At 56.4% G+C, this 25,991-nt stretch carries 24 protein-coding genes; 9 read left to right on the forward strand and 15 right to left on the reverse strand.

Annotated elements, in window-relative coordinates; all coding sequences use genetic code 11:
* Positions 1-234 precede the first annotated feature (234 nt).
* A complete protein-coding gene (locus G5182_RS18270) occupies positions 235-1,431 on the forward strand; it encodes an NnrS family protein (RefSeq protein ID WP_227341863.1) in 1,197 nt (398 codons plus the stop codon).
* Positions 1,432-1,447: 16 nt separating this feature from the next.
* Here G5182_RS18270 and G5182_RS18275 read toward each other — a convergent pair whose 3' ends face one another.
* Entirely contained in the window at positions 1,448-2,017 is a 570-nt protein-coding gene (locus G5182_RS18275) for a helix-turn-helix domain-containing protein (RefSeq protein WP_227341862.1), read from the reverse strand.
* A 119-nt stretch (positions 2,018-2,136) separates the two neighbouring features.
* Between G5182_RS18275 and G5182_RS18280 the strand changes: the two genes are divergently transcribed.
* The gene (locus G5182_RS18280; protein WP_227341861.1) at positions 2,137-3,312 is read left to right on the forward strand and encodes a benzoate/H(+) symporter BenE family transporter; all 1,176 of its coding nucleotides are present in this window, start codon (positions 2,137-2,139) and stop codon (positions 3,310-3,312) included.
* Between the two features lie 122 nt (positions 3,313-3,434).
* Positions 3,435-4,499 (forward strand): DUF3103 family protein, encoded by a 1,065-nt coding sequence (locus tag G5182_RS18285; RefSeq protein ID WP_227341860.1) that lies wholly within the window; start codon positions 3,435-3,437, stop codon positions 4,497-4,499.
* Positions 4,500-4,568: 69 nt separating this feature from the next.
* Here G5182_RS18285 and metF read toward each other — a convergent pair whose 3' ends face one another.
* A complete protein-coding gene (gene metF, locus G5182_RS18290; RefSeq protein ID WP_005340191.1) occupies positions 4,569-5,459 on the reverse strand; it encodes a methylenetetrahydrofolate reductase in 891 nt (296 codons plus the stop codon).
* 329 nt (positions 5,460-5,788) lie between these two features.
* On the opposite strand from metF, the gene G5182_RS18295 reads away from it, so the two are divergent.
* Positions 5,789-6,589: a GNAT family N-acetyltransferase gene (locus G5182_RS18295; RefSeq protein ID WP_227341859.1), complete on the forward strand. Its 801-nt coding sequence runs from the start codon at positions 5,789-5,791 to the stop codon at positions 6,587-6,589.
* A 72-nt stretch (positions 6,590-6,661) separates the two neighbouring features.
* Here the strand turns inward: G5182_RS18295 and G5182_RS18300 are convergent, their stop codons facing one another.
* The 12 genes from G5182_RS18300 to G5182_RS18355 all read right to left on the reverse strand — a co-directional run bounded on the left by G5182_RS18300 (position 6,662) and on the right by G5182_RS18355 (position 21,081).
* Positions 6,662-8,131: an ABC transporter substrate-binding protein gene (locus tag G5182_RS18300; protein WP_227341858.1), complete on the reverse strand. Its 1,470-nt coding sequence runs from the start codon at positions 8,129-8,131 to the stop codon at positions 6,662-6,664.
* An 8-nt stretch (positions 8,132-8,139) separates the two neighbouring features.
* Entirely contained in the window at positions 8,140-10,119 is a 1,980-nt protein-coding gene (locus tag G5182_RS18305; protein ID WP_164535993.1) for a HAMP domain-containing methyl-accepting chemotaxis protein, read from the reverse strand.
* 222 nt (positions 10,120-10,341) lie between these two features.
* A complete protein-coding gene (locus G5182_RS18310; RefSeq protein ID WP_227342973.1) occupies positions 10,342-10,938 on the reverse strand; it encodes an OmpW family outer membrane protein in 597 nt (198 codons plus the stop codon).
* A 457-nt stretch (positions 10,939-11,395) separates the two neighbouring features.
* On the reverse strand, positions 11,396-13,072 hold the full coding sequence (locus G5182_RS18315) for a sensor domain-containing diguanylate cyclase (protein ID WP_279464243.1): 1,677 nt from the start codon (positions 13,070-13,072) through the stop codon (positions 11,396-11,398).
* A 121-nt stretch (positions 13,073-13,193) separates the two neighbouring features.
* The gene (gene uvrA, locus G5182_RS18320) at positions 13,194-16,022 is read right to left on the reverse strand and encodes an excinuclease ABC subunit UvrA (RefSeq protein ID WP_421172476.1); all 2,829 of its coding nucleotides are present in this window, start codon (positions 16,020-16,022) and stop codon (positions 13,194-13,196) included.
* Positions 16,023-16,111: 89 nt separating this feature from the next.
* On the reverse strand, positions 16,112-16,426 hold the full coding sequence (csgH, locus tag G5182_RS18325) for a curli-like amyloid fiber formation chaperone CsgH (RefSeq protein ID WP_407959568.1): 315 nt from the start codon (positions 16,424-16,426) through the stop codon (positions 16,112-16,114).
* Between the two features lie 110 nt (positions 16,427-16,536).
* Complete coding sequence (locus G5182_RS18330; protein ID WP_216952160.1) at positions 16,537-17,988, reverse strand: curlin; 1,452 nt, start codon at positions 17,986-17,988, stop codon at positions 16,537-16,539.
* Positions 17,989-18,022: 34 nt separating this feature from the next.
* Positions 18,023-18,544, reverse strand: coding sequence for a curlin (locus tag G5182_RS18335; protein WP_201952781.1), 522 nt, complete (start codon positions 18,542-18,544; stop codon positions 18,023-18,025).
* A 186-nt stretch (positions 18,545-18,730) separates the two neighbouring features.
* Positions 18,731-19,570, reverse strand: coding sequence for a CsgG/HfaB family protein (locus tag G5182_RS18340; RefSeq protein WP_005355003.1), 840 nt, complete (start codon positions 19,568-19,570; stop codon positions 18,731-18,733).
* Positions 19,571-19,577: 7 nt separating this feature from the next.
* Positions 19,578-19,979: a curli assembly protein CsgF gene (locus G5182_RS18345; RefSeq protein WP_270905357.1), complete on the reverse strand. Its 402-nt coding sequence runs from the start codon at positions 19,977-19,979 to the stop codon at positions 19,578-19,580.
* An 11-nt stretch (positions 19,980-19,990) separates the two neighbouring features.
* Positions 19,991-20,434, reverse strand: a complete 444-nt coding sequence (locus G5182_RS18350; RefSeq protein WP_421209397.1) for a curli production assembly/transport protein CsgE — start codon at positions 20,432-20,434, stop codon at positions 19,991-19,993.
* Complete coding sequence (locus G5182_RS18355; protein WP_158113813.1) at positions 20,434-21,081, reverse strand: LuxR C-terminal-related transcriptional regulator; 648 nt, start codon at positions 21,079-21,081, stop codon at positions 20,434-20,436. Before G5182_RS18355 ends, G5182_RS18350 begins: the two co-directional genes overlap by 1 nt.
* Before the next feature lie 426 nt (positions 21,082-21,507).
* On the opposite strand from G5182_RS18355, the gene G5182_RS18360 reads away from it, so the two are divergent.
* Complete coding sequence (locus G5182_RS18360; RefSeq protein WP_005340181.1) at positions 21,508-22,095, forward strand: single-stranded DNA-binding protein; 588 nt, start codon at positions 21,508-21,510, stop codon at positions 22,093-22,095.
* 149 nt (positions 22,096-22,244) lie between these two features.
* On the forward strand, positions 22,245-22,988 hold the full coding sequence (locus G5182_RS18365; protein ID WP_421254623.1) for a substrate-binding periplasmic protein: 744 nt from the start codon (positions 22,245-22,247) through the stop codon (positions 22,986-22,988).
* Between the two features lie 72 nt (positions 22,989-23,060).
* Here the strand turns inward: G5182_RS18365 and G5182_RS18370 are convergent, their stop codons facing one another.
* Complete coding sequence (locus G5182_RS18370; RefSeq protein ID WP_019445191.1) at positions 23,061-23,186, reverse strand: hypothetical protein; 126 nt, start codon at positions 23,184-23,186, stop codon at positions 23,061-23,063.
* A gap of 460 nt (positions 23,187-23,646) precedes the next feature.
* Here G5182_RS18370 and G5182_RS18375 point away from each other — a divergent pair, with 460 nt between their 5' ends.
* From G5182_RS18375 to cspE, 3 genes are all read left to right on the forward strand, one after another.
* A complete protein-coding gene (locus tag G5182_RS18375; RefSeq protein WP_421172478.1) occupies positions 23,647-24,549 on the forward strand; it encodes a cation diffusion facilitator family transporter in 903 nt (300 codons plus the stop codon).
* Positions 24,550-24,695: 146 nt separating this feature from the next.
* Positions 24,696-24,980, forward strand: a complete 285-nt coding sequence (gene yjbD, locus G5182_RS18380) for a DUF3811 domain-containing protein (RefSeq protein ID WP_005340165.1) — start codon at positions 24,696-24,698, stop codon at positions 24,978-24,980.
* A gap of 595 nt (positions 24,981-25,575) precedes the next feature.
* Positions 25,576-25,788, forward strand: a complete 213-nt coding sequence (gene cspE, locus G5182_RS18385) for a transcription antiterminator/RNA stability regulator CspE (RefSeq protein ID WP_005316548.1) — start codon at positions 25,576-25,578, stop codon at positions 25,786-25,788.
* Positions 25,789-25,991 lie beyond the last annotated feature (203 nt).

Below are 25,991 nucleotides of genomic sequence, written 5' to 3' on the forward strand. Positions count from 1 at the left end.
GAAGCTGGCTCATCAGGTTGGCGTGTTCCGCCGTGCTGGTAGGGGCGCATTATAGGGAGCCGCGCCGGGATGACAAGGGCTTTTTCAGCAAAAAAGTTCGTTCGCTCAGATATCAAGCAACCGCCTCTTTTCATGCTCAAAATGACATCAATCCTGACTATTGCCGGATTTAAATTGAACATTTGAAAAGCCAATTTATAATTGCCATCTCAAATGTTCAATTGGAATGCCCTCATGCATCAAATCCTCGATAGCCATAAGGAAGAGCAAATCGTCCCGCTGTTCCGCTTGGGGTTCCGACCCTTCTTCTTGTTCGGGGCTCTGTTTGCTGCCGTCGCCATGTTGCTCTGGCTGGGGCAGCTCAACGGTTGGCTAACCTTGCCAGGGATTGCCAACCCAATCTGGTGGCATGGTCATGAGATGCTGTTTGGTTTCGGGACTGCCATCGTCGCGGGTTTTCTGCTCACCGCGGTGCAGAACTGGACGGCCCATCCCGGTGTTCGGAGCTGGCCATTGGTAATGGTGGTGGGGGTGTGGATGTTGCCAAGGACCTTGTTACCCTGGCTGGGTGAAGATAATATGCTTCTGATGTTGGCAGACCTGCTCTGGTTGCAGCTTTGCGCTTGGTTCCTTGCCAAGCCTATCTTGATAACCCGGCAATGGCGCAACCTCTTCTTCGTGCCCCTGTTGCTGATACTGACCTTGCTCAATGGTGCCAGCTGGTTATGGCAGGCCGATTGGACCACCGTTGAGCACCTATTGATCACCACTGTGCTGTTGTTTACCACCCTGATCGCCGTGATGGGTGGAAGGGTGATTCCGTTCTTCACCGCCCGAACAACCGGTCAGGAGAAAGCTGCACCTCGACTCTGGCTAGAACGGACTGCGCTCGCGACACAGTGGCTTATCTTGCTCTGCTGGTTGCTGCTCCCCACCCAATGGGTCACCAGCATATATATAGTGCCTCTCTATATAGTGGCGGCGAGTTTGCATCTGTGGCGGCAACTACGTTGGCATCTGCCATCGACCCTTGCGCATCCCCTGCTGTGGTCACTCCATATCGCCTATCTGTTTATCCCTCTTGGCCTGCTCTCCCTTGCGGCACATAGCGCGGGTCTGCCCATCACGTTGTCGATGGCCAGTCACCTGCTCAGCGCAGGCTGTATGGGCACCATGATCCTGGGCATGATTGCGCGAGTCTCCCTCGGCCATAGCGGTCGGGCCTTGCAGGTAGGACGCAGGATCACTGGCGCATTCGCCCTGGTTATCGCTGCCGCCACAATGCGGGTAGCGATTCCGCTGTTCTGGCCTGCTTATACATTGCATGGCTGGAACCTCAGCGCGCTTGCCTGGATCGCTGCCTATGGTCTGTTTGTCTGGGTCTATACCCCGATACTAATCCGCCCCAGAGCAGATGGTCGACCGGGTTGATGACTGCGGAACATGTTCAGGGTGTTGCCAGCGGATAGTGGATCAGGTTGTGGAAGATCGCCGGGGCTATGCCGAGATTCCGATAACCGTGGGGACGATCGGCAGCAAAACGCACCGCCTCCCCTTGCACCAGTGAGCGCCACTCCCCTTCCACCAGCACCTCCATCATGCCGCTGATGACGATGACATGCTCAGTCACTCCCGGCTCATGGGGCTCGGATTCACGCTGGTAACCCGGCAACAGGGTCAGCTCAAGCAACTCGAAACCAAACCGGTTTTCATAAGGAAAGAGCGGCGCAACTTGCATGCCCTCTCCCGCAGGCTGCTGGCGAATGGCATCGGCGGTGCGATAGAGCACCTCCTCCTGCACGGCTGGTGTGGGCTCAATGAAACTGGAAAATGAGACTCGAAAACCGGTGGCTATCCTCCACAGCGTCGCCACCGTTGGGCTGGACTCTCCCCGCTCAATCTGCCCCAGCATCGCCTTGCTGACACCCGTTTCGCGCGCGGCGGCATCCAAGCTCCAGCCGCGCTCGCTGCGCAACCCCTTCAGTCGAGCAGCCAGATGCTGACTCATCTCTTGCATAACTGCCTCTTTATTACTCTTGCATGATGCGACTTGTGCGCTATAGCGCACATAGATATAGTCAAAGCTGTATTGTACGTAATAACGCACAGCGCGTCACAACGCCAAAAGGAAGTCTCATGCCCTTCGCCCTCCCCCATCTGGTCGCCGGCTTTATCGCCGTGATGGTCGGCTACACCAGCTCCGTCATCCTGATCATCCAGGCCGCCACGGCAGCGGATGCTGATACTGCCCAAGTTGCCTCCTGGCTCTGGACGCTGGGGATCGGCATGGGGGTGAGCTGCATCGGCCTCTCTCTCTATTACCGCATACCCATACTAACCGCCTGGTCCACACCGGGCGCGGCACTGCTGATCACCACGCTGGGCAACTTCACTCTGGCGGAAGCCATCGGCGCCTTTGTGATCTCGTCCCTGCTGATCACGCTGTGTGGCATCAGCGGCTGGTTCGACCGTTTGATGAAACATATTCCGGCTCCACTGGCCGCCGCCATGCTCGCTGGCGTGCTGCTCAGATTCGGATTGGATCTATTCAAGGTCGCCCCGCAAGATCCCTTGCTGCTTGGCACCCTGCTGCTGGCCTTCCTGCTGGGTCGTCATCTCTGGCCCCGCTATACCATGGTGCTAGTACTGGGAGTGGGGATGCTGATCTGCAGCGTGCGGGGGGATTTGCAAATGGGCACCCTTCACTGGCAACTCGCCAGCCCGGTCTGGACATGGCCAGCCTTCTCCCTTGATGCTCTGTTTGGTATCGCGCTGCCGCTGTTCATTGTCACCATGACATCGCAAAACATGCCGGGAATTGCCATCTTGCGGGCCCACGGCTATCAGCCTTCCACCTCCTCGCTGATCAGCTGGACTGGCCTGACTGGCCTGCTGCTCGCCCCTTTTGGCGGCTATGCCTTCAATCTGGCCGCCATCACTGCCGCCATCTGCATGGGCAAAGAGGTCGACCCGGATACCAAGCGCCGCTGGCCAGCTGCGGTATGGGCGGGTTGCTTTTATCTCCTGACCGGCTGCTTCGGTGCGACCGTCGCGACCCTGTTTAGCGCCTTTCCGGCAGCCCTTGTCACCTGCGTCGCTGGTTTGGCCCTGTTAGGTACCATCGGCAGCAGCCTGCACTCTGCCTTGCACCAGGATGAAACGCGAGAAGCTGCGCTGCTCACCTTTATCATTACCGCGTCCGGGATCAGCCTGCTCGGCATCGCGGCAGCCTGCTGGGGTCTGCTGATTGGTCTGGCGATCTATCAGTTCCAATCATATCGACAAAGGAATCAATTGAACCTCAAACCGTGAACCTCTGCACACTATCCAGATAAAATGATTCACAAGTGAAACTAATTTCCTTCTAGTGGTGCCAGGGCACCAATCTTCCCGGACATGGTGCCCTGTCAGGTTCCATGCAACGGAGAATAAAAATGAAAAATCAGGCTGTCTTGTTACTACTGGCCATACTGGGTGCCACGAGCGTCCAGGCTGCCGATACGGATCGAGAGCTGGCTCGCCAGCTCGCACTTCAGCAGAAAAACCTGCTGCCCCTACTGAGCAATCAGCAATACCAGAGCCCGCTTCCCAACCTGCTGCAGAAGGCCAGCCCGCGCCTTAAGCGGCAGGCGACCAATGCCAACCAGGCGGCCATCAGCCGACAAGGACTGGATGGCGAGGTCAAGCAACTGATGCAGTTGCGGCTGGCCAACACCGATCAGGCCGCAGCATTGCAACAGGGGGTCGAACCGCTGGTCGCCTATGTTCCGAGCGGGGATGAGAAGAGCTGGAGCGCCATTGAAGCGTTCGACAGCGCCGGTAATCCAGTCTATCTGGATGTGGACAAGGCACCGGCCCGGCCGGTTCTGGTAGTCGAAGCCGATCCCGTCAAAGCCAAGAACGCAGGCTTGAAGGTAATGCGCAAGGCGCTGGCCGATGCTGATCTGCAAAGCGCTCCGCGAGTGGCGGCCAGCACAGCGCCACTCAAGACCAGTATCCTGAAAAAGATCAGACTGAAGGATGATCAGGAGCCCTGGCTGCTCGGCGCAGCCGAAGTGTATGCAGTGGTCGCAGGGGTCAACCCCAGCCGGGATGAGCCAGTAGTCGATATTGTCGACATGCCCTACCTCGACTATGACAACACAGACTACACCCCCAACCAGATCCTGGTTTACTGGGATCGCTATCGTTGGGGTGCCGTCGATGTGGTGATGATGGAGCAGGATGACAACGTCAACTACAAGGAGCTGAGCGCCCTGCTGATTGAAGCCCTCAAACTCGGCTTTACCGCGGGTGGCGTGCCGGAAGCCCTGCCCTTCCTCGATCTCGGCGGTCGCATCGTCAAGGCACTGCCCGATTCCTGGATGACCAATAACGACGACTATCTGGATACCTTCTACACACTGGAGCAGGATCAGGTCTATCACCAGTATCCGGGGGCTGCCGGTAATGCGGTTATCGATCTTGAGCCAAAAGAGATCGCCCCGACCAGACCTTGATAATCGGCCATAACGAAAAAGCCAATGAGCAACTCATTGGCTTTTTGCTTTTATCGCGGTGACCACCGGTCAACCCTTGGGACGAACCCCCAGAGTATGGCAGATGGCATAAGTCAGCTCGGAGCGGTTCAGGGTATAGAAGTGGAAATCCTTCACCCCTTCCTGACTCAGCACGCGCACCTGATCGATGGCGATGCTAGCCCCCACCAGATTGCGAGTCATCTGATCGTTATCCAACCCCTCAAAACGCTGATGCATCCAACGCGGGATCTTCACGTTGGTAAAACCGGCAAACTTGGCCAGGGTCTGATAGTTGGAGACCGGCAGGATCCCCGGCACGATTTCGGCATCGATACCGATGGCCGCGCAGCGATCCCGGAAGCGCAAGTAAGTTTCCACATCGAAGAAGAACTGGGTGATAGCACGGTTGGCACCGGCATCGATCTTGCGCTTGAGGTTGAGCAGATCGGATTGCGCACTCTTGGCCTCCGGGTGCCCTTCCGGATAGGCAGCAACCGAGATATCGAAGTCGGCCTCTGACTTGAGCAGAGCAACCAGGTCGGTGGCATACATATCCGGCTTCTCCAACCCCTGCGGCAAATCACCACGCAGAGCCACGATATGACGAATACCGCTGTTCCAGTAGTCGCGTGCAATGGTGCGCAGCTCGTCGCGACTGGCATCGATACAGGTCAGGTGCGGCGCCGCTATCAGGCCTGTCCGCTCCTTGATGTCCTTGATCACCTTGTGAGTGCGATCACGGGTGCCGGAGTTGGCGCCATAAGTAACGGAGACGAACTTGGGTTCCAGCACTTTCAGCCGTTCGATGGACTGCCAGAGGGTATTCTCCATCCCTTCACTGTTGGGCGGAAAAAACTCGAAACTGACCGATATATCGCCATTCAAATCTGCCAAGCTCTGGTTGAGCGCCTCAACCTGACGTGCACTGTGAAAACCCATCTGCTCTTCTCCCTGTCCTGCAATCCATCTGCCTACGTCAAAACGGATGTTTGGACGTCTAAACGTCTTTATATTTATGAGTAAAACGACACAAAGTCAACAGGGATTTACCTCACATCCGATCTGACGAACTTCATATTTACAAAATTAACGGTACGTAACCGAAAAGTGCCCATCCCAAAATCGCCCCAGTCGAGTTATGATGGGGGCAGATCGTCCTGGACGTTCTGAATCTGCGTGTGATTGTTTGGCCGGAGGTTTCTCCGGCCCCTTTTCATCTATTTCCCACTCCTGCCGATAACAGAATGAGTCTTTGCAGGAGCACCATCATGGATACCCACCCCGGCTTTGCCACCGACTTGCTGTTCGATCGCTATCAGGGCGAGGTTGTTCAGCACGATCAGTTCTGGGCGGTTCGCACGCCGGATGCTCCCGACTACTACTTCGGCAACTACCTGCTACTCCCCAACCCACCCAGCGACCGTGACAAAGGCTGGCTGGAAGCCACCTTTGATCAGCTGATCGGCCAGGATCCTCGAGTGCGCCACCGCACCTTCCAATGGCCACTGGCGGCCGGACAAAACAGCCGGATCGCCGGTTTTGTCGCAACCGGATACCAATATATGGAGTGCGTGGTGCTGGCGCTGGATGAGCAGAGCTGCCCACCTCCTCACAGTGACATGGACAAGGTTGGCGCTCGTACTTTCACCACTGCTGATTGGCCTGAGTGGCTCGACTTCGAACTCAATGAACGGGATGAGGGACACTCGGAACAGAGCTATCTCCCCTATCTGCAATCCCGCCAGGCGCTCTATCAGGCCATGATTGCCGATGGTCTCGGGGACTGGTGGGGGATCTGGGAAGAGGGACAACTGGTCGCCAGCTGTGGCCTCTTCTTCTGCGGCACACTTGGGCGCTTCCAGTTGGTACGCACGCACCATGCGTGGCGCAACCAAGGGTTATGCCGCCAGTTGCTGAGTCAAGTGGCTCGCGCAGGATTGTCCCGCGCCAAACAGCTGATCATAGTGGCTGACGAGCACTACCATGCCCAGCGCATTTACCGCTCTCTGGGGTTCGCACCGGTTGCCCGCATCGGCAGCCTCTGCCGCTGGCCCCACGAAGCACAATAAAGCGATACATGCTGGCCACGATCTATAAAAAACGGGAGGCCGATGCCTCCCATTTTTATTGATGCCGATGACCTATTGCTGTGGCTGCTGTGGCGCCTCCAGCTCGTTGGAGAGCGCCTGCTCCACCTCATCCGACGGCGCCGGTAATGGGGCAGCGGCCGCTGATGCGGGTTCTGCGGGAGTCACAGCTGGTGCCACCACGGCCGGTGTTTCACTGGTCGCGGGGGCTGCTGACACCTCAGCTGTCGGTGTTGAAACCGAGGCAGGGGCAACCGTATCACACTGACAATCCGCGCTCTTGGCCTTATTGCCCTGATGAGGGGCATACCACCCCTTCAAACCACTTTCCAGTCGATCCGCGGCAGCTTTGGGCTCCATCTTGCCAAGCAGCACAGCCTGACTCACCTCTGCCAGTTCATCCCCCAACTTGGGCGTACCACGGGAGAGGATCTGGGTCGCCACCCGAATGGTGGAGTCACACTGATCGCGCCACTCCATCATCTCTTTGGCCGCCGGATTGGTGACATCGAAGAAGTGGTTGGAGAGGGAGAAGAATCCCGGCAGCGAGTTGGTATAGAGCTCGGCAAATTGCGGCGTCGTCAGCCACTGCAGGAAGGCCATTGCCCCCTCTTTGTTCTTGCTGGCCGGGTTCATCCCCATACCGATATCGGTGTGGTCGGTAAAGAAACAGCCATCACCCTGTTTGGCCACCGGCGGACGCATGACGCCAAAATCGACCTTGCCGGTGAAGGGGGCAATCTCCCAGGAGCCCGCCACGTAGAAGCCGGCCTTGCCCGAGGTGAACAGCTCGTTACTGGTCGCATAATCGCGGCTCTCGCCACCTTCACCGAGGTAGGAGCGCCAGCGCGCCAGCTCATCGAACACCTTCACATATTGCGGGTTGTCCAACCGCTCCTGCCCGCCGATCAGTGCCAGACGGCCGTCCTCTCCCTTCCAGTAGTTGGGACCAATGTTCTGGAACCCCAGCTCGGAGGCAACCCAACTCTCGGAACCGCTCATGGCCAGCGGCACATAGCGACCGTCGGCCTTGATCTTGTCCAGCACGGCAAAGAACTGATCGCGGGTTTGCGGCAAGGTGAGCCCCAACTCACTGAAGATCTTCTTGTTATAGAAGAAGCCATGAATCACCGAGGCCATGGGTACGCAGAAGGTCTGGGCACCGGAGTCAGTCTGCCAGGGTGACTGGGCAAAACTCGGGAAGTTCTCCATCCCTGCCATTTCGGTCAGCTCGGCCAGATGGCCCGCCTTGAACAGGGCGAGCGAGTCATCAAACGGACGACAGGTAATGAGATCCCCCGCCTTACCGCCTTTCAGGCTCTCCCACAGGGTGGGCATGTAGTTGACGTTCTGCACCGGATGAAAACTCACCTTGATGCCGGGATGCGCCGCTTCAAACGCCGGGATAATCTTCTGCTCCCACAACGCCTTGTCATCGGTTCGCCAGCTTTCAATCACCAGCTCGCTGGCCATCAGCTGGCCACACAACAGGAGACTCAGGGCTCCAATCCACTTTTTAGACATAAGCCCTCCTAGACCTTGAAATGTGCGATCAATTGCTGCTGTTTGGCGACCAGGTCGGCCAGCACTTCGCTGCTACTGGCGGATTCGCGCGCCTCGCGCTCAGTCTCGTATGCCACATCGGCAATACCGGCGATATGACGAGCGACCCCCTGACTGACGGAGATCTGCTCCTGAGCGGCATGGGCCACCTGATCCGCCATCGACTTGATGGCCCCCATCCGATCGGCAATGGATTGCAGCGCCACATCCATCTCGCGAGTCTGCTCGACACAGCTCTGGGTCTGCTCCTGGCTACGCCCCATCACTTCAACCACATGCTTGCTGGAGCTCTGCAGGTTCTCAATCATCCCCTGGATCTCTTCGGTCGAGGTCTGGGTGCGATTGGCCAGCGCCCGTACCTCATCGGCCACCACCGCAAAACCGCGACCGGCATCGCCAGCACGAGCCGCTTCGATGGCAGCGTTCAACGCCAGCAGGTTGGTCTGCTCGGCAATGCTGCGGATCACATCGAGAATGCTGCCGATGTTGTTGCTGAATTCCCCAAGTTTGTAGGTGATCCCGACCGCCTCTTCCATGGCGCCAGCCAGCTGCTCGGTGATCCGGCGAGTGGTGGCCACTTTCTGGCGACCATTACGCGCCTCTTCATCGGCCAGATCCACTTCCCGCTTGGTGCCATCGGTAGAGCGGGCCACCTCGGTGGCGCTCACTTCCAGCTCGGTAATGGCGGCGGCCACCTGATCGGTCTGGCTCTTCTGCTCTTGTACCCGGGACATGGCCCGTTCGCTGATCTCGGCGGCCCGGCTCGCCTCATCCACCAGATGGCGGGAGCCCGCATTGATTTGAGAGAGTAGTTCACCGGTCTTGCCCGCCAGCGTATCGATAGAGCGGGAAAGGCTGCCAAATTCACAACTGCTGCGGTAGTTGATGCGGCGGGTCATGTCACCGGCCGCCATGTAATCGAGCTCCTTGTTGATCATCTGCAACGGGCGCTGAATGCTGCGCGCAGTGGTATAGCCGATCACCAGCGCCGCAGCGGCCGACATCGCTGCAACCACCAGGATCCAGAAGCTGGCACTGCTGACCGCCGCATCGGCGTTGATCCGGCTGTCGCTGGCGATGGCACCGGCGGACTTGCCCATCTCATCGAGCAAATTGAGGCTGTTGACCAGACTGGCATCCAGCTGCTGATTTTGCGTGGCCAGCGACAGCGCCAGTTGCTGAGCCTGACGCATGGTTGCCAGCAAGCCCTGAGCGCCGAGCGCCAACTCCTGCATCCGATCCAGATTGGAGACAAAGCGCGCTTTCACATCATCGGGCACCACTACCCGCTCCAACCGCTTGCGGGCCATCTCGATATCCTTGCTGAGTACCTTTTCCAGCTCATTTAGGTCGGTTTTGGCATCGGCACGGCGGATATTCTTCAGATCGCGGGCGATACCCGAGGTAATAAGCTCCGCCTTGTTGCGCATGGAGCGCTTGCTGGCGGTCTGTTGCAGCAGCAGATCCGCCGCCCACTGGTAGGTATCCTCAAGGCGGATAAATTCCATCTCCAGCTTGTGGCGCTGATCCAGCGCACTGACCCACTGCCGATGCTGGGCCAACACCTGATCCGCCAAGCCATAAAATTGGGTGGTAGCACTCTCAACCTGCTGGAAGCGGACACGAGCATCCGCTACGTCGGTAAATTTACCCATCTCCTGACTCAGCTGGGCGAAGCGGTTCTGCTGCTCCTTGAACTGATTGGCCAGCTGCGGCAACTGGGCGGCATCTTCACTGGTGCGGTAGACCAGCACCCAGCGGTTACTATCCTGCAGTGCCCCCTTTAGACCTGCGACAGCCACTACCAGCGGGGTTGCCCGGTCAGATACGGCAGAGAGGCCGTCATTTATACCCTTGATTTTAAAGGTACTGATCACACCAAGCAGGATCAGCAACAGCAGCATCAACACGAATCCGGCGATGATCCGCTGCACAATAGATAAGCCCATGGAGACATCCTCACTCATTGGGGGAAGGTAAAGTGAACATAGTCACTATCGGCAAGGGTGGCGAATAACTGAAATAAAGCGACAGGGATTTAATTGATTTGTATCGGGTTGGATCACAGTCCAGACAAAATCAGCAATACGAAAAAAGCCCGGCACAAGCCGGGCTGAAAGAGACGTACTTTGCTATCTTCCGCGGTCCGATCAGAGCCGCAGTCAGAATCATTAGAAGCGGTAGCCAACACCCACCATAAAGGCCATCGGGTCGACCTTGGTATTAATGGTGCCAATCGCAGTATGCACATCGGTATCGATATCCATGATCCAGGCTGAACCGTTGACAAACCAGCGGTCAGTGATCGCCATATCGATACCAACTTGTCCGGCAACACCCCAGGAGTCATCGACTTTGACATCGGTTCCTGACAGTGCACCACGACCCTCTTCATCAAAGAAGGTGGTGTAGTTCACGCCAATACCGACATACGGGCGAACCTTGCTTTGAGCATCGCCAAAATAGTACTGACCCATCAGAGTCGGCGGCAAATGCTTGATCTTGGCAACTTCAGCGCCACCCAGTTTGACTGAATGAGAGAAGGGGGTTGCAGCCAGCAATTCGACACCCCAGTTATCAGTAATCATGTAAGAGAGAGTCAATCCCAATTGCATGTTGTCATTAATTTCCAGCTCTACAGGCGTGCTGCTTTCCTGCGGCGATACAAATGCCAAACCACCACGAACCAGAATGTCGCCAGCCTGATGGGCCATGGCGAAAGGAGAGGCCACTGCAGCGGCAATCATCAGAGGAAGTAATTTTTTCATCACGTAATCCCTTTTTTTGTTTTCATTTGATGCTGTAAGCCCGCTGACTATATGCCCTTGTAAATGCAAAGTTATTGACTTGAAGCAAAGGTTGCGCGGAAATAAATCGATTGGTGTGACATCTTTGCCGCCATCCCAATCTCCTTGAGTCCCCAGACAACAAGCCGGAATACCTGTTTCGACAGGTTGTAACTAACCCCATTCAGCGCCAAAACAAGCAAGCAAACCACACCTTATCGCTCGGCAGAGTGGCTATTAATTGTTGTTAATATGGGCAAATCAGCGTATTTTTTGCGCCATGCAAGTTACTGGGAAGTAATGGTTTATTTATGAAAAATGAGTCGAAATGGCAAAAGGTGGGGGCCTTTCTCGCGGCCGTTTGGGGGATCGGATCCTTTCTCTTTATCCTGCTCGGTTTTATTGTCGCCCTGGCCTATCTGGTATTGGTCCGGCAGGGCTAATCCGGGCTGACAGTATGTTGCAACGCAAGACTATTCCCTTCGACAAGTTGCTCCGGGGTCTTTTCCATCACCTCCCGAACAGACAGAGTGCCCGAATAGCCACAGCATCGATTACGGCCCCTCAGTTTTGCCTGATAGAGCGCCAGGTCGGCCAGCTTGAAACTGTGGCTCCAGAAGGTATCGGGGCACGCCGGATGCAGAGGATACCGACAATATCCCGATGAAACCGTTAACCATAGCGGCCTCTCCTCCGAACCGAAACGGTGCTGAACAACACGAAGCCGCAGATAATCGGCACGCTGTACCAACTCTTGCTCATTATCCACCTGCAACAGGAGTAAAAACTCCTCCCCTCCCAACCGGATAACGGGCTCGGCGTCACTCACCACCAGCTTGTGCAGCAGTTCTGCCAGCTGCTGCAACACCAGATCACCCATATCATGACCAAATCGGTCGTTGATCCGTTTGAAATGATCGAGATCGAGCAGCAACAGCTGACAAGGGCGGGCCCAATTGTCTTGCAACCAGCTATCCAGATAGCGACGATTGAAACAACGGGTCAAGGGGTCGGTGAATGCAGCCATCTCCATCTGGCTGGATTTTTCCAACAAATCATCGTGTTGCTGACTGACCTTGCTGGCCATCTCCTTGAACTTGCCGCTCAAGGTCGCCATCTCGGCGCTGCTGTCGATATAGGGGATCAAGGTGGCATCTGGCCGATCGCCAAAGCGTTGCAGCGCCGACACCAGCTGCTGCAACGGGGTAAGCACAATGCTGTTGAGCCGGTACATGGCGATCATGACGCAGATAAAACTGATAAAAAGCATACCAATAAAGGTCCAGAGCGCCCCCTCCATGACGCCACTCAAGATCTTTCTCTCCTCCTCAATCACCAGAGTCAGCACCGGCTGGTTATCGCTGTTGAGCAGTCGCACCTCTCCCCTAAGCCGGGTGAGCCCAAGGTCGATCAGGCGATACGTTATTTGCGGTTTCAGTTTTTTGAAGGTAGCGGTGACATCCAGATTGGCGTGGGAGATCGCCAGAGGCAGCGCGGTACGCTCCGATACCTGCTCGAGATAGGCCTTGTCGAGCCAACGTACAACCAGCAAGAAACCGTTGAACGGTGCCGACTCGTCACTGTTTCTGATCGGCTGCCACGAGTACATCAGCGGCCCCCACTGGGAAGCACGGATCCCGTGCAGATTGATGCCCCCTTGCGCCACCGAGCGCGCCCTTAACTGCTTTTTCAGCTCATCAAGGAAGTAGGGAAACTGGTCCGGATTGATCCCCGGCGCATCGGGTAGCAGGGTGCGCGTCCAGATTTCGTAGCCGGTGAGATCCATGAAGCTCATCAGGTTGAGACTAAAATCCCGCATCGGCATATCACTGAACAGGTTGGATTCGATGTACGCCCTGCTTTTGTTGTCCATAAAACGGTGACTGTCATCCCAGATGCCCCAATCCCGACTGAATGCATCCAGAGCGGCCACATCCGCCTGCACCGCCTTGGTCACGCGCAGCAGATGCTCCTTCATTCGCTGCTCTTCAATCCGGCTGGCAGCCGGGATTTGGGCCCACGCCAGCAGGACCAGCAATAGCAGGATCGCCCCCAGCCAGATGGGGAACATGGAGTAAGCCAACTGATGATCAATCGTGCGCGGAGCCTGAGCCATAACCCGATATATCCATTACCATGATGCTGAGATGCCAAGCCTGCCCACACTTGACGAGCTTCCCCCTATGCTCCCGATTTTTATAACAAAAAGGGGCCAAAGGCCCCTCGATTATAACGGCTTATCGCGCCAAAAGTGGCCTCAAAAAACGAGCTGTATGAGACTCTTTATTGGTGCAAATCTCTTCCGGCGTCCCCGTCACCAGAATGCGGCCACCACCGGCGCCCCCCTCCGGACCCAGATCGACGATCCAGTCGGCAGTTTTGATGACATCCAGATTGTGCTCGATGATGACGATGGTGTTGCCACGATCCCGCAGCTGGTGCAGCACCTTGAGCAGTTGCTGGATGTCGTGGAAGTGCAGGCCGGTGGTCGGCTCGTCCAGAATATAGAGGGTCTGACCGGTATCCCGCTTGGAGAGCTCGCGCGCCAGCTTGACCCGCTGTGCCTCACCGCCAGACAAGGTTGTGGCCGACTGGCCGAGGCGGATATAGGAGAGGCCCACGTCCATCAGGGTCTGCAGCTTGCGCGCCACTGCCGGTACCGGATCGAAGAACTCGCGGGCATCTTCCACCGTCATCTCGAGGATTTCGTGGATGTTCTTGCCCTTGTACTTCACCTCCAGCGTCTCGCGGTTGTAGCGCTTGCCCTTGCAGACGTCGCACGGTACGTAGACGTCCGGCAGGAAGTGCATCTCCACCTTGATGACTCCATCCCCTTGGCACGCCTCGCAGCGGCCCCCTTTCACGTTGAAGGAGAAGCGGCCCGGCTGGTAGCCTCGGGAACGCGCCTCCTGAGTGCCGGAGAGCAGCTCGCGGATCGGGGTAAACAGGCCGGTGTAGGTGGCCGGGTTGGAGCGTGGGGTACGACCGATGGGGCTCTGGTCGATATCCACCACCTTGTCCAGATGCTCCAGCCCCTCGACACTGCGATAGGGTGCCGGGGTGGATTCGGTGGCCTTGTTCAACTCGCGGTGAGCAATGCGGAACAGGGTATCGTTAATCAGGGTCGACTTGCCGGAGCCGGAGACGCCGGTGACGCAGGTCATCACTCCGATCGGCAGATCCAGGTTGACGTTGCGCAGGTTGTTGCCGCTCGCCCCCTTGAGCTTCAACCACTTGCCGGTGAGCGGCGTGCGCTCGGCAGGAATGGCGATCTGCTTGCGACCGGAGAGGTAGTCACCGGTGAGTGACTCGGGATTGGCAATGATCTCCTCCGGCGTACCCTGCGCGACGATGGCCCCGCCGTGTACCCCGGCTCCCGGGCCGATGTCGAGCACATGGTCCGCAAGGCGGATAGCGTCCTCGTCGTGCTCCACCACGATCACCGTGTTGCCGAGATCACGCAGATGAGTGAGTGTCTTGAGCAGACGCTCGTTGTCGCGCTGATGCAAACCGATGGACGGCTCGTCCAGCACATACATGACACCTACCAGACCGGCACCGATCTGGCTGGCCAGTCGAATGCGCTGCGCTTCGCCGCCCGAGAGGGTCTCTGCGCTGCGCGACAGGCTCAGGTAGTTGAGACCGACGTTCACCAGGAAGCCGAGCCGCTCGACGATCTCTTTCAATATCTTCTCGGCAATCTGGGCACGCTGGCCGGTGAGGTTCAGCCCCTCGAAGAAGGCCAGTGCATCGCCGATGGACTGCTCGGCAATGGCCGGCAGGTTGCGGTTGTCGACGAAGACGTGGCGCGCCTCCTCCCGCAGCCGGCTGCCACCGCAGCTTGAGCAAGACTTGTTGGCGATGTATTTGGAGAGCTCTTCACGCACCGAATTGGACTCGGTTTCCCGGTAGCGCCGCTCCATGTTGTGCAGGATCCCCTCGAACGGGTGCTTGCGCACCACCACGTCGCCGCGGTCGTTCATGTAGCGGAACTCGATCTCGGTGCGACCGGAGCCACGCAGGATCACCTCCTGGGTCTTGAGCGGCAGATCCTCCCACGGCGTCTCCAGATCGAATTTGTAGTGCTCGGAGAGAGATTTGAGCATCTGGAAGTAGTAGAAGCTGCGCTTGTCCCAGCCACGGATGGCGCCGTTGGCCAGGCTGATGGCCGGATCGCCGATCACCTTGGCCGGGTCGAAATATTGCTGCACGCCCAAACCATCACAGGTGGGACAGGCACCGGCCGGGTTGTTGAAAGAGAAGATGCGCGGCTCCAGCTCCGACATGGAGTAGCCGCACTCCGGGCAGGCGAAGTTGGCGGAGAAGGTCATGGGAGCAACCCCCTCCTCCCCGTCCATCGGCACCACCAACACGATACCACCGGATAGGGTCAGCGCCGTCTCGAACGACTCGGCCAGACGCAAGGCAAGGTCATCGCGCACCTTGAAGCGGTCCACCACCACCTCGATGGTGTGCTTCTTGTGCAGCTCCAGCGCGGGAGGGTCGGATAGATCGCACACCTCGCCGTCGATACGGGCACGGATATAACCCTGCGCCGCCAGATTCTCCAGCAGCTTGGTGTGTTCCCCCTTGCGGTCACGCACCACCGGGGCCAGCAGCATCAGCTTGCTCCCCTCCGGCTGGGCCAGTACCTGATCCACCATCTGGCTGATGGTCTGGGCGGCAAGCGGAATGGCATGGGTCGGGCAGCGCGGCTCACCGACCCGGGCGAACAGCAGACGCAGGTAGTCGTAGATTTCGGTGATGGTGCCGACGGTCGAGCGCGGGTTATGGGAAGTGGACTTCTGCTCGATGGAAATGGCGGGCGAAAGCCCCTCGATATGGTCGACGTCCGGCTTCTCCATCAGGGAGAGGAACTGGCGAGCATAGGCGGAGAGGGACTCCACATAGCGGCGCTGCCCCTCGGCATAGAGGGTATCGAACGCCAGAGAGGATTTGCCCGAGCCGGAGAGGCCGGTGACCACGATCAGCTTGTCGCGGGGCAGGGTCAGATTGATGTTCTTGAGGTTGTGGGTGCGAGCACCCCGGACCACGATCTTTTCCATCTTGTTGCACGCTCGATACAGAAACCTGAGCGAGTCAGTATGGCATAGAGACTACTGGATGAATAGACAGTCATGAGATGAAATGCGCATCATCCGGCGCACGCCATCTGCTCTTTTTTCTCCACCAGCAGCCGCTCGTTTTGCCATATCAGAGCGGTGACCTCGACCCGATAGGGACAACGCAAACCCAGCCCTATTTTGCCAACCGCCATGACCACTCCTGCCTGCAGCGACAGATTACGGCTCTGGCGCTGAGTCGTGCTCCCGGCCGCCCCTTCGCTGCGCACCAGCAACCTGACACTCACCATCAAGTCGCGCTTGCTGAGCAGCGTTGGCGCAAGTGACAGCCCCTGCTCGTTCTGCGCCATATTGAGGGACAAGCGGATCGACGGATCGGGCTCCATCTCGTTTCCCCTGGCGCTTGCTGGGGAAGCGACGCGATGAACCAGCATCAACCCACAGAGCAGCACCAATAAAAGAGGGGCCCGCAGGCCCCTGAATCCGGAGATGACCATCAGTTGCTACCAGCCCCTTGATAGACATAGGCATGGTTATCGCTGCCCAATACGGTCACATTGGCAGTATTAAAGCTTTCGTTTTGCACCACATCAACGGTGTTGCGCCCCCCACCAACCCCAGCATTGACGTAGACATTGGCCTCGTGCTCAGCGCCGTTCTGGGTCACGGTGAGCTTGTTCTCGCTACCCAAGTAGGACTCAACCTTGGCATTGTTCAACTCACCATCCTGGGTCACTTTGACCACAGACTCAGAGTGAGACGCATCGGCATAGGCCCAGTTGTCAGTGCCTTTCTGAGCAACGACCAGCTCGTTGTCCGAGCCCCAGGTCCAGGCGCCTTTGCCTTCACCATCACGAGCAGAGGCAACCTGGTTGCCAGTTCCGTTCTGGTCGATATCGATGGTATTGCCGCTGCCTGCTTGTTGCACTGCATTGGCATAGTTGTCATTACCTACCTGATCAATGGTGACCGCACCATCGGTACTGCTGGCTAACTGGTTGACCACGGCCTTGTTGTCATCACCTGTCTGGTTGACCAAGGCATCATTGCCAGTACCTTGCTGGTCGGTCTCAATCCGGTTGCGATTACCATCCTGTGTCAGGTCAGCAAACTCCCCGGTTCCAGACTGTTTGGCCAACAGGCCGTTGCCATTCCCGGCATCAGACCCTTGCTGCAGAGTCACCACTTCACCACGGGTTCCACTTTGCTCAACAGTCGCTACGTTGGCACTATCGTATTGAGTGACGTCTGCATTGTTCAAAGAACCACTCTGAGTCACCACTGCAGATGTTCCTTCCGCCGGTGCATAGTCATAGTTACCGGTTGCCTGCAGCACCTTGGTGATATTGCTCTCTCCACGTTGTACCACTTCGGCGTTGGCTCCATCAGCCGCTGTCTGGGTCACGTCAGCCTGGTGAGCCCCCCCTTCTAGCTGCTGTACACTCGCCCGAGCGAAATCGGATATCTGGTTATTAATGACAGCCCGATTACCATCCGAGATTTGAGTGATCCTGGAGTCAGCTAAGTCACCATTATCTTGCTTGATCTTGGCGTCGTTGCGATCCCCATCCTGCACAACCCCGGCAACCGCACCGCCATTCTCAAATTGCTGAATCACATCAGCAAAGTTGTCGTTCCCCTTTGTATCGATGGAGGCTTTGGAGAGGTTAGTGTCACCTTGTTGCAAGATGTAACCCTCGTTACTGTCACCTACCTGCCGAGTATCGGCATCTGACTGGCCGGTATTCTTTTGAGTGGTAACAGCTGTGTTGTTGTTACCAGCTTGATCGATGTTAGCCTTGTTATCGACGCTTCCCACCACCTGGTTAATGGTGGCGATATTGCCGCTCTGGGCCTGGTTCACCGTAGCCTGGTTGCCAGTAGATGCCGCCCAAGCGGTGCTGGTCGCCAGAAGAACTGCCGAGGCAATGATGGTACGTTTAAACATGATTTCCCTCTCGTGCTAATGGTTGAGCCTAGGCTCAGTTGGTTTGAACGACATTTACTTGCTGATTGGCCCCCATCTGGATGACGGTGGCCGTTAATCCGATTCCGTTCTGCTCGATGCTGGCCTGATTGCCATCACCCAGCTGGATCGCCCGGGCCTGATTGTCTGCCCCTTGCTGACTGATCCAGGCTTCATTGCCGCTGCCTTGTTGCAGCAGCCAAATCCGGTTATTGATGCCCGCCTGATAGAGTTCGGCGCTATTGCCCTCACCCAGTTGCGCACCATTGACCCAGTTCTCATCTCCTACCTGGGAGAGCGCCAACTCATTGGCCCAACCCTGTTGCAGCAGGCGCGCCTGATTCAGCTCCCCTTGCTGGGTGAGGTGCAGTTGCTGCTCGCTACCGAGTTGCCACAACAGCGCCTGATTCCCGTCGTTCTGCAGACCGGAATCCAGCTCGCTTGCCATCGCCAGCTCATCAAAGACGGCAGGCTCTGCGGCGAGTTGCGGGGCGCCCGATATCAGCAGAAAAAAGAGAGCACTCAACAGATGTTTCATCGCGCCATCGCCTTGTTGGAAAACGCCCACAGTATCCCTGTCAGACAAGAGGCTGCCTATCAGGCACTCCGCTGATTCGAGGATGAAAAACACCGCCCTGTCGCTGAGCAGAAAGTCTTAAGTCGTATTCGATAGAGGCCAAAAAAATGCCCTCCACTAGGGAGGGCATTGCGAGAGAGGGAAAACTCAAAGCAGCGGGGCGTTGTCTTGCAGGTACTCCTGCAGGATCGGATTGTCGATATCCCGCTGGTCGGCCAGTTGCCACAGATTGTCCCGTACACCATTGGCTATCAGCCGGATCACTCCGGACTCGATAGCCGACATGACACACATCTGTACCGGTTCGTTGGTGCTGAAACCGGCCTCGGCCTCCAGCAGGCGCTTGTACTCGACGAAGCGGAATACCCCGGCCTGCACCTGTTGCGACAATACTGTCTTGGAGGTGGTGACACTGTTCAGGATCCGGCCTGAACGGATATCGACGGCACGCAGATTGACCGTCACCTGATCGACCCGGTACTCCCCGCTGGCGCCAATGCCAAAATACTTGGCTCCCGCCCCACCGGTTCGTACATTGCTGTCATAGGCGACGATCCCCCCCTCGATCAGGATGTTGGCGGCGACCAGCGAGGGCAGTTGATTGGCATTGTTGCCGGGAACGTTGGGCTTGTTCTGGGCCGCCCGCACAATCTTGCGTTCGGTCAGCAGGTTCTGCAGCCCCTCCCGCTCCAGAGGCACAAACCATTGGGAATCCCACAAAGCCGTGCTCAGCATGGCTACCCCGCCCTGGGTGACCGCCGTGGAGAAGTTGGATGCCGGTGCGGGCAGGTACTGACCGGTCTGATCGCGAAAATCGTAGACGGCCGCGACAATTTTCCCTTTTGGCTTGGGCAGACTGATCAGCTCCTTGTAAGAGACGGATCGCGGCATCAGGGTTGCCTTCTCATCGGCAACGGGCGAGCCAATATGGGTCGCACAGCCAGCCAGCGCAAGCAGGGGCACTATCAATAACAGTTGTCGTTTCATCGCGCCCTCAATCAGCAATCAGGCCATTCACTTCGATCATGGTGGTCTGGTTGGTCACCCGGTCGGTGATCGAAACCACCAGGGTGCCATCTTCATCCACCACATTGATGGCAAAATCATCGGTCACCAGACTGCCGCTCTGGCTGCCATCCTTGCCGATATCGGCCAACAGCTGGCTGATCAGGCGGGATTGCAGGTTGGAGGTCAGGCGATCCAGCGCCGAGGTGCCGCTGCTACCACTGCCACTGGCGGGATCCTTGTAATCATTCTGCGCATTGGCGGTGCCAAGCAGATGACTGCTGTTGAGAGGGTTACCCCCAAAGCTGGGGTTGACGGGGCGATAGACAAGCTCCGACGCATGGAGCGCTGGCGCTATCAGTGCTGCAACTAGCAATAACCGGGCACGCATGAGAAATATCCTTATAGTTCATCATGTTCCAAATCGAAGGTATCCATGAACAGGGTCGCGATCTTCTGCTGTTCGAGGGTCTGCCTGACCTGTGACCAAGCCAGTTTGGCGCTCTGCTCCTGCTGATTGCGGCCGGGAGAGAGCGCGGTTTTAAAAATCACCTTCCGGTTATGGGTGATCCAGATCAGGCTGCCCCAGCGAGCAGTCGGGCGCTCATGAATCGTCAGATTTTCTCTGGCATTCGGGTCTTCATCACTGCGCAACCGGGTAAATTCGTTATAAAAGCCCTGACCGAAGCGGGTAAAAGTGCGGTCCAGCACCAAACCATCCACATCCAGCCGATCACTCTCCTGCTCCGGCTGTACCGACTCCAGCGGAGCATCGGCCTCGGCCGCCACAACGGTCGTGCAGCCCCAGAGCAGCACAAGGCAACATGCCAGAGAGAACGCTTTCATCAGTGGGAGTCCGGAGCATCGAGATACTCTTTGGCCCAGCTCACCGCCTGGATCCGGTTCTTCACGTTCAGCTTTTTAAAAACGTTATAGAGGTGGGATTTGACGGTGTGCTCGCTGACAAACAGGCTGTCGGCGATCTCGACATTGGAGGCGCCCGTCATCAGATAACGGATGATCTCCTGCTCTCTGGCTGTCAGCAGGGTGTCGTTACGCAGCAGGTAGCTATTGCCCTGGCGATAGTATTCGACCAGCTCGCACAGCAGGTGGCGCGGCATCCAGTACTCGCCCAACAGGATTTTCTGCAACCCGGCAACCAGTCGGTCGAGCGGATCCTGACGGAAAAACAGACCGCAGATCTGCGGCCACATCAGCAGCAGGTCGCGATCCGTCGCAGTGGGAGCATTGAGCAGCACGGTGGCCGCCATGCCAAAGCGTTCGGAGATCGCCCGGTTCCAGCCCAGTGACTGGCCGGAGCGGATATAGTCGAGATCGATGAGAAACAGCGTGCCGTCACACTGGTTATCTAGCTGATTAATCTCGTGGATTAGCTGGACGGGACGGCTCAAATGAGAGATGAGATAGGCAGCAAATGTGCTGGCCTGCACATTATTTTCAGTGACCAGTGCGATCGGGCATGCGGCTTTCATTGTGTGCTCTTCCTTGAACCTGTAAACCACCTAATCTGGCCGACTGAGTCTACCAAGGAGGTATGGGAGCACAATATTAAAAAAGTATGAGAATGGATCTCATAAATATCGTAACCATATGTTTTTAGTCGATTTAAAAACTGTTCCCAATTCGCCAATCTGCCAGCATAACAGGAATATATGGCAGAAATGTGATGCAGGATGCGCCGAAAAAAGATGCAACCCGACCATCACCACAGCAGGAGCCAACCGTTGCCTTTGGCACATCAAGCCGGTTAAGGATGCTGCCAATCCGCTTCGCAACTGTTACTATGACCGTCACATGCGTCTGCGGGACATTGCGCCCCGTACACAGCAACTAATCAGGTATCTAGTCGTGTTGGACCAGGTTTCGACCTGGCCGGTAAATAAGGTGGAAGAGAGATTATGGCCAGTCGAGGCATCAATAAAGTCATTCTGATCGGTAACCTCGGGCAAGACCCGGAAGTACGCTACATGCCGAGTGGCGGTGCTGTGACCAACATTACTCTGGCCACCTCTGAAACCTGGCGCGACAAGCAGACCGGTGAGCAGAAAGAGCGTACCGAATGGCATCGCGTCGTCTTCATGGGCAAGCTGGCCGAAGTGGCTGGCGAGTACCTGAAGAAGGGCTCCCAGGTCTATGTGGAAGGCAAACTGCAAACCCGCAAATGGCAGGATCAGAGCGGCCAGGAGCGCTACACCACTGAAGTGCTGGTCGACAGCTTCACGGGTGTGATGCAGATGCTGGGTGGTCGTCCGCAAGGCGGTCAGGGTATGGGCCAGAACATGGGTGGCCAATCCCAGGGTAACTGGGGTCAGCCGCAGCAGAGCATGCCTGCCCAGCAGCCGATGAATCAACAGCGCCCGGCACCGGCTCCGCAGCAGAACATGCAGCCGCAAGGCGGTTATGGCCGTCCTGCCCAGCAGCCGCAATCTGCGCCGCCGGTATATAACGAGCCGCCGATGGATTTCGACGACGATATCCCGTTCTAAGAACAGAATATTGAAAAGGCCCTGATAACTCAGGGTCTTTTTTTATGCACTCAGGCTGAACCTCTCAGCCCGAAAGGGATATAACTCTTTTTGGTTGCCTCCCCTACAGTGATGGATATTCTCCACAGGAGCGCTTTGTGAAAAGTGCAATGAAACTGCTCACCCCTTTATTGCTCATGCTGACCAGCATGTTCTCCGGCCAGTTGCAGGCAAAGCAACTCAAGGTCGGGGTTAGCTTTGCCATCCCCCCTTATGTCATCGAAGGCGAGAATCGCGGCATTGAGCTGGATCTGCTGAAAGAGGCGTTCACTGGCAGCGGCTATGAGCCCAGCTTTGAATTTCTGCCGCTGGAGCGCACCTTCCGCCTGTTCGAGTCAGGAAAGCTGGATGCCATCATCAACGTCAGACCCGGTATGGTTGATCCCCATTTTCTGTCCCAGCCCGTTATCACCTTCCATAACCGGATCTTCACCCTGCGCAGCACCCACATCAGTACCTTGGACGATCTGCATTCAAAACGGGTCACCGCCTTTCAACGGGCAAGAACCATTTTGGGGGGCTCGTTCGCCACCATGGCCAACCAGAATCCCCACTATGAGGAGGTAGCCAAGCAGCAGGTACAAGTGCACCAACTGATGCGCGGCAGGGTGGATGCCGTCGTACTGGAGGAGCGGGTGTTCTACTACTACCTCGACCAGCTGATTGCCACCGCCCAGGCAGGCGAGCACTACGAGCGCAATCAGGTCAGGCAAGCAGACCTCTTCCCGCCCACCGTCTATCACTTTGCCTTCCGAACGGCCGATGCCCGCAATCTGTTTGATAAGCGCCTTGAGGCGATGCGTCAGGATGGTCGTTATCACCAGATTTTCGCAGCTTACGGCGCCACACCGTGAGCCACAAACATAAAAGCCAGCCGGTAAGGGCTGGCTTTGTACTGGCTCCGAAGGAACAGCAGTAGGGGAGCGTTACTTCATTGCGCTGCCGTTTTTCAGTTCTGCTTTCTGACGTTTGGCTTCGCGTTTCTCTTTCAGTGACATCTGCGGTTTTTTCTTGGCATCTTTGCCGTTGTGATGTTCTTTGTTACTCATCATCAAACTCCAAAAATGTTACCCAGACAGTTGGTTCCTCATGGGAGCCAGCATGCCATCCGAATCATCAACTTCAGTACGCTTGGTGGGATGGTGCAAGACCATCACCAGACCCAGCATACCCTCCAGCGGCATCCGGATCCAGCCTCATTCTCGTCCAAAAAATGTCGCGCGCAGCCCCTTGAGCGGGGAGGCCAAACGACCTCGACAGGAAAGACCAAAAAAGAGTAATTCGCATTATTAAATGTTGTCACGCTTATATTAAGCCATCGTAGGCTAGATATTTTCACGGATAAATATAAATCCCTCTCATTATTTATTGCCGCGCAAGAGGCCACCATTTTAATAAGCATTCGCAATATCACCGGAAACATCAGGTTACAACACCGAATAGGTTATTTCCGGTCAGCCGGATATAATGCGCGCCGCACCGAAATATCCGTTTTTATTCAGGAAGCTGTACATGAACAGAAAAACCAGAGCCGCCATGGTGTCGGTCTGCTCCAATATAAGTCTGATCATCATGAAAATGGTGGCCGGGTTCGCCAGCGGCTCGGTCAGTATCATCTCGGAGGCGATCCACTCCGCCATGGATCTGGTGGCGGCCCTGATCGCCCTGTTCGCGGTGAAAAAGTCCGATCTCCCGCCCGATGAACACCACCCCTATGGTCACGACAAGATTGAAAATGTCTCCGGCGTCATCGAAGCACTGCTTATCTTGCTGGCCGCGGGCTGGATCATCTTCGAAGCCGTCGACAAGCTGATCACCCCCAGCTCCATCGAGAGCATTGGCTGGGGCGTACTGGTGATGGTGATCTCGGCGCTGGTCAACAGCGGCGTCTCTGCCTACCTCTACAAGGTGGCCCGAGAGGAGGAGTCGGTCGCGCTGGCTGCCGATGCGCTTCATCTCAAGGCGGATGTGCTCACTTCAGCCGGGGTCGCCGTCGGTCTTGGCGGGATCTGGCTGGCCGGTCTGTTCGGCTACTCCCTCGCCATCCTCGACCCGCTGGTCGCCATTGCGGTCGCCATCTTTATTGTCAGAGAGGCGATCAGCATGCTCAACGAGGCCTTCCAGCCGCTGATCGACCAGAGTATGAGCCCGGAAGAGCTGGCGATGACCAGCCGCATCATCACCGAATGCTGCCCTGCCGCCAGCGGTTTTCACGATCTGCGCAGCCGTCGTGCCGGTCGTCGCCGCCATATTGACTTCCATCTCACACTGCCCCCGGAGATGAGCATCGGTGAAGCACACGATATCTGTGATCGCATCGAACACGCCATCATGGAGCAACTGCCCCACGCCATTGTGCTTATCCACGTCGAGCCGGAGGAGCAAGAGCTGCCCTCACCGCTCGCCATAAATTGAAATGTGGCAAACAGGCGGGAAAGTGGCAGCGAAATAACGGAAAGTTGGCACAAACCCGCATTTTTACTGCCGGAAAGCCGATTGCATAAGAAGTGATCGGCACAACTGTGTTAGGGTGTCTAACCACCCTGCCGCAGGAGCGCGCCGTGAAAAAGCTGGAAATGAAAGATCTGACCGAGGCCGAAAAAGCCGAGATAGCCTTGTTATTGCAAAAGGCACAAGCCAATGCAGACCACCAGCTGACCAACGGAGAGCGGAACAAGATCCGTGAAGAGGGTCGCCTGAAAATTGTGGCCGACCGCGCCGAAGCGGCCAAGGCAGCCTCCAAGCTGGCTCGCGAGAAAGCCAAAGAGCGCGCCAAGAACCAGGTGCTGCCGGAAACCTTCAGCTGGATTGATTCGGTCAGCAACAAGTTTCGCAGCAAACGCTGATCCCTTCTTGCAAAACGCCCGCTGGCACTTGGTGCCAGCGGGCGTTTGCATGTCTGGGCAATGCTCGATGAGCCAAATTTGGCGCCGCCATTGATTTGCAGCTCAGAAGCTAATCGCAGCAGCAAAGAAGTGATTTACATTGCGCGTTAGAGAAAACGCCAACTGACAATCCCCATCTATCGCCAGCTTTTCATTTTTTCTCATATTTTTTGCCAGAACTGGCTACATAGTCAGGACAAAAAAGCCGAATCTGACTTGCCACAGGGTGATATGAGTCCTCACTGATTTTTCTATGCCGTTGAAATGCATCATGTTTACTATAAAAAATGATATTTTTGGCTGTTACAAAACATTAATATCGAGATAAAGTTTGCTTTAAAAATGAGAGCGTGTTTTAATCTTTCTCGATGGTTCGGCAGTTCAGACCTGATTATGTTAGGCAGTCATTTTAGTAAAGCAGTGATTAGCATAAGCGTTATCCTCGGATAATTCTTATCAAATAATTCTCCTTCTTTAGTGCTCCCCATACGTATTGCTGACGAAAAATCAAAAATTGCCATTTAGGTGGCATTCAACACTATTTAAGGAAATTATTATGTCTAACAAAATGACTGGTACCGTTAAGTTCTTCAACGCTGAGAAAGGTTTTGGTTTCATCTCCCCGGCTGACGGCAGCAAAGACGTGTTCGTACACTTCTCCGCTATCCAGTCCACCAGCTTCAAAACCCTGGACGAAGGTCAGCGCGTTGAGTTCACCATCGAGCAAGGCCAGAAAGGCCCGGCTGCTGCCAACGTAGTTGGTCTGTAATTCAAGCCGGAGCATGCTGCTGATGGCTCATGCCAACTGCTGACAGCTCTGCAAGAATTAAAAAAAACCCGCTTCGGCGGGTTTTTTGTTGTTCCCCGCTTTTTTCCTCACTGCTCTCCCCTCCCCCGACAGCTTGATCCCTCCCTTACATGCTCTCACCGCTTGAGTCTTAGAATGAGCTCCGAATGGACTCAAAATGTAAA

This window comes from Aeromonas sp. 600948 (genome assembly GCF_049174875.1).
Taxonomy (GTDB): Bacteria; Pseudomonadota; Gammaproteobacteria; order Enterobacterales; family Aeromonadaceae; genus Aeromonas; species Aeromonas veronii_A.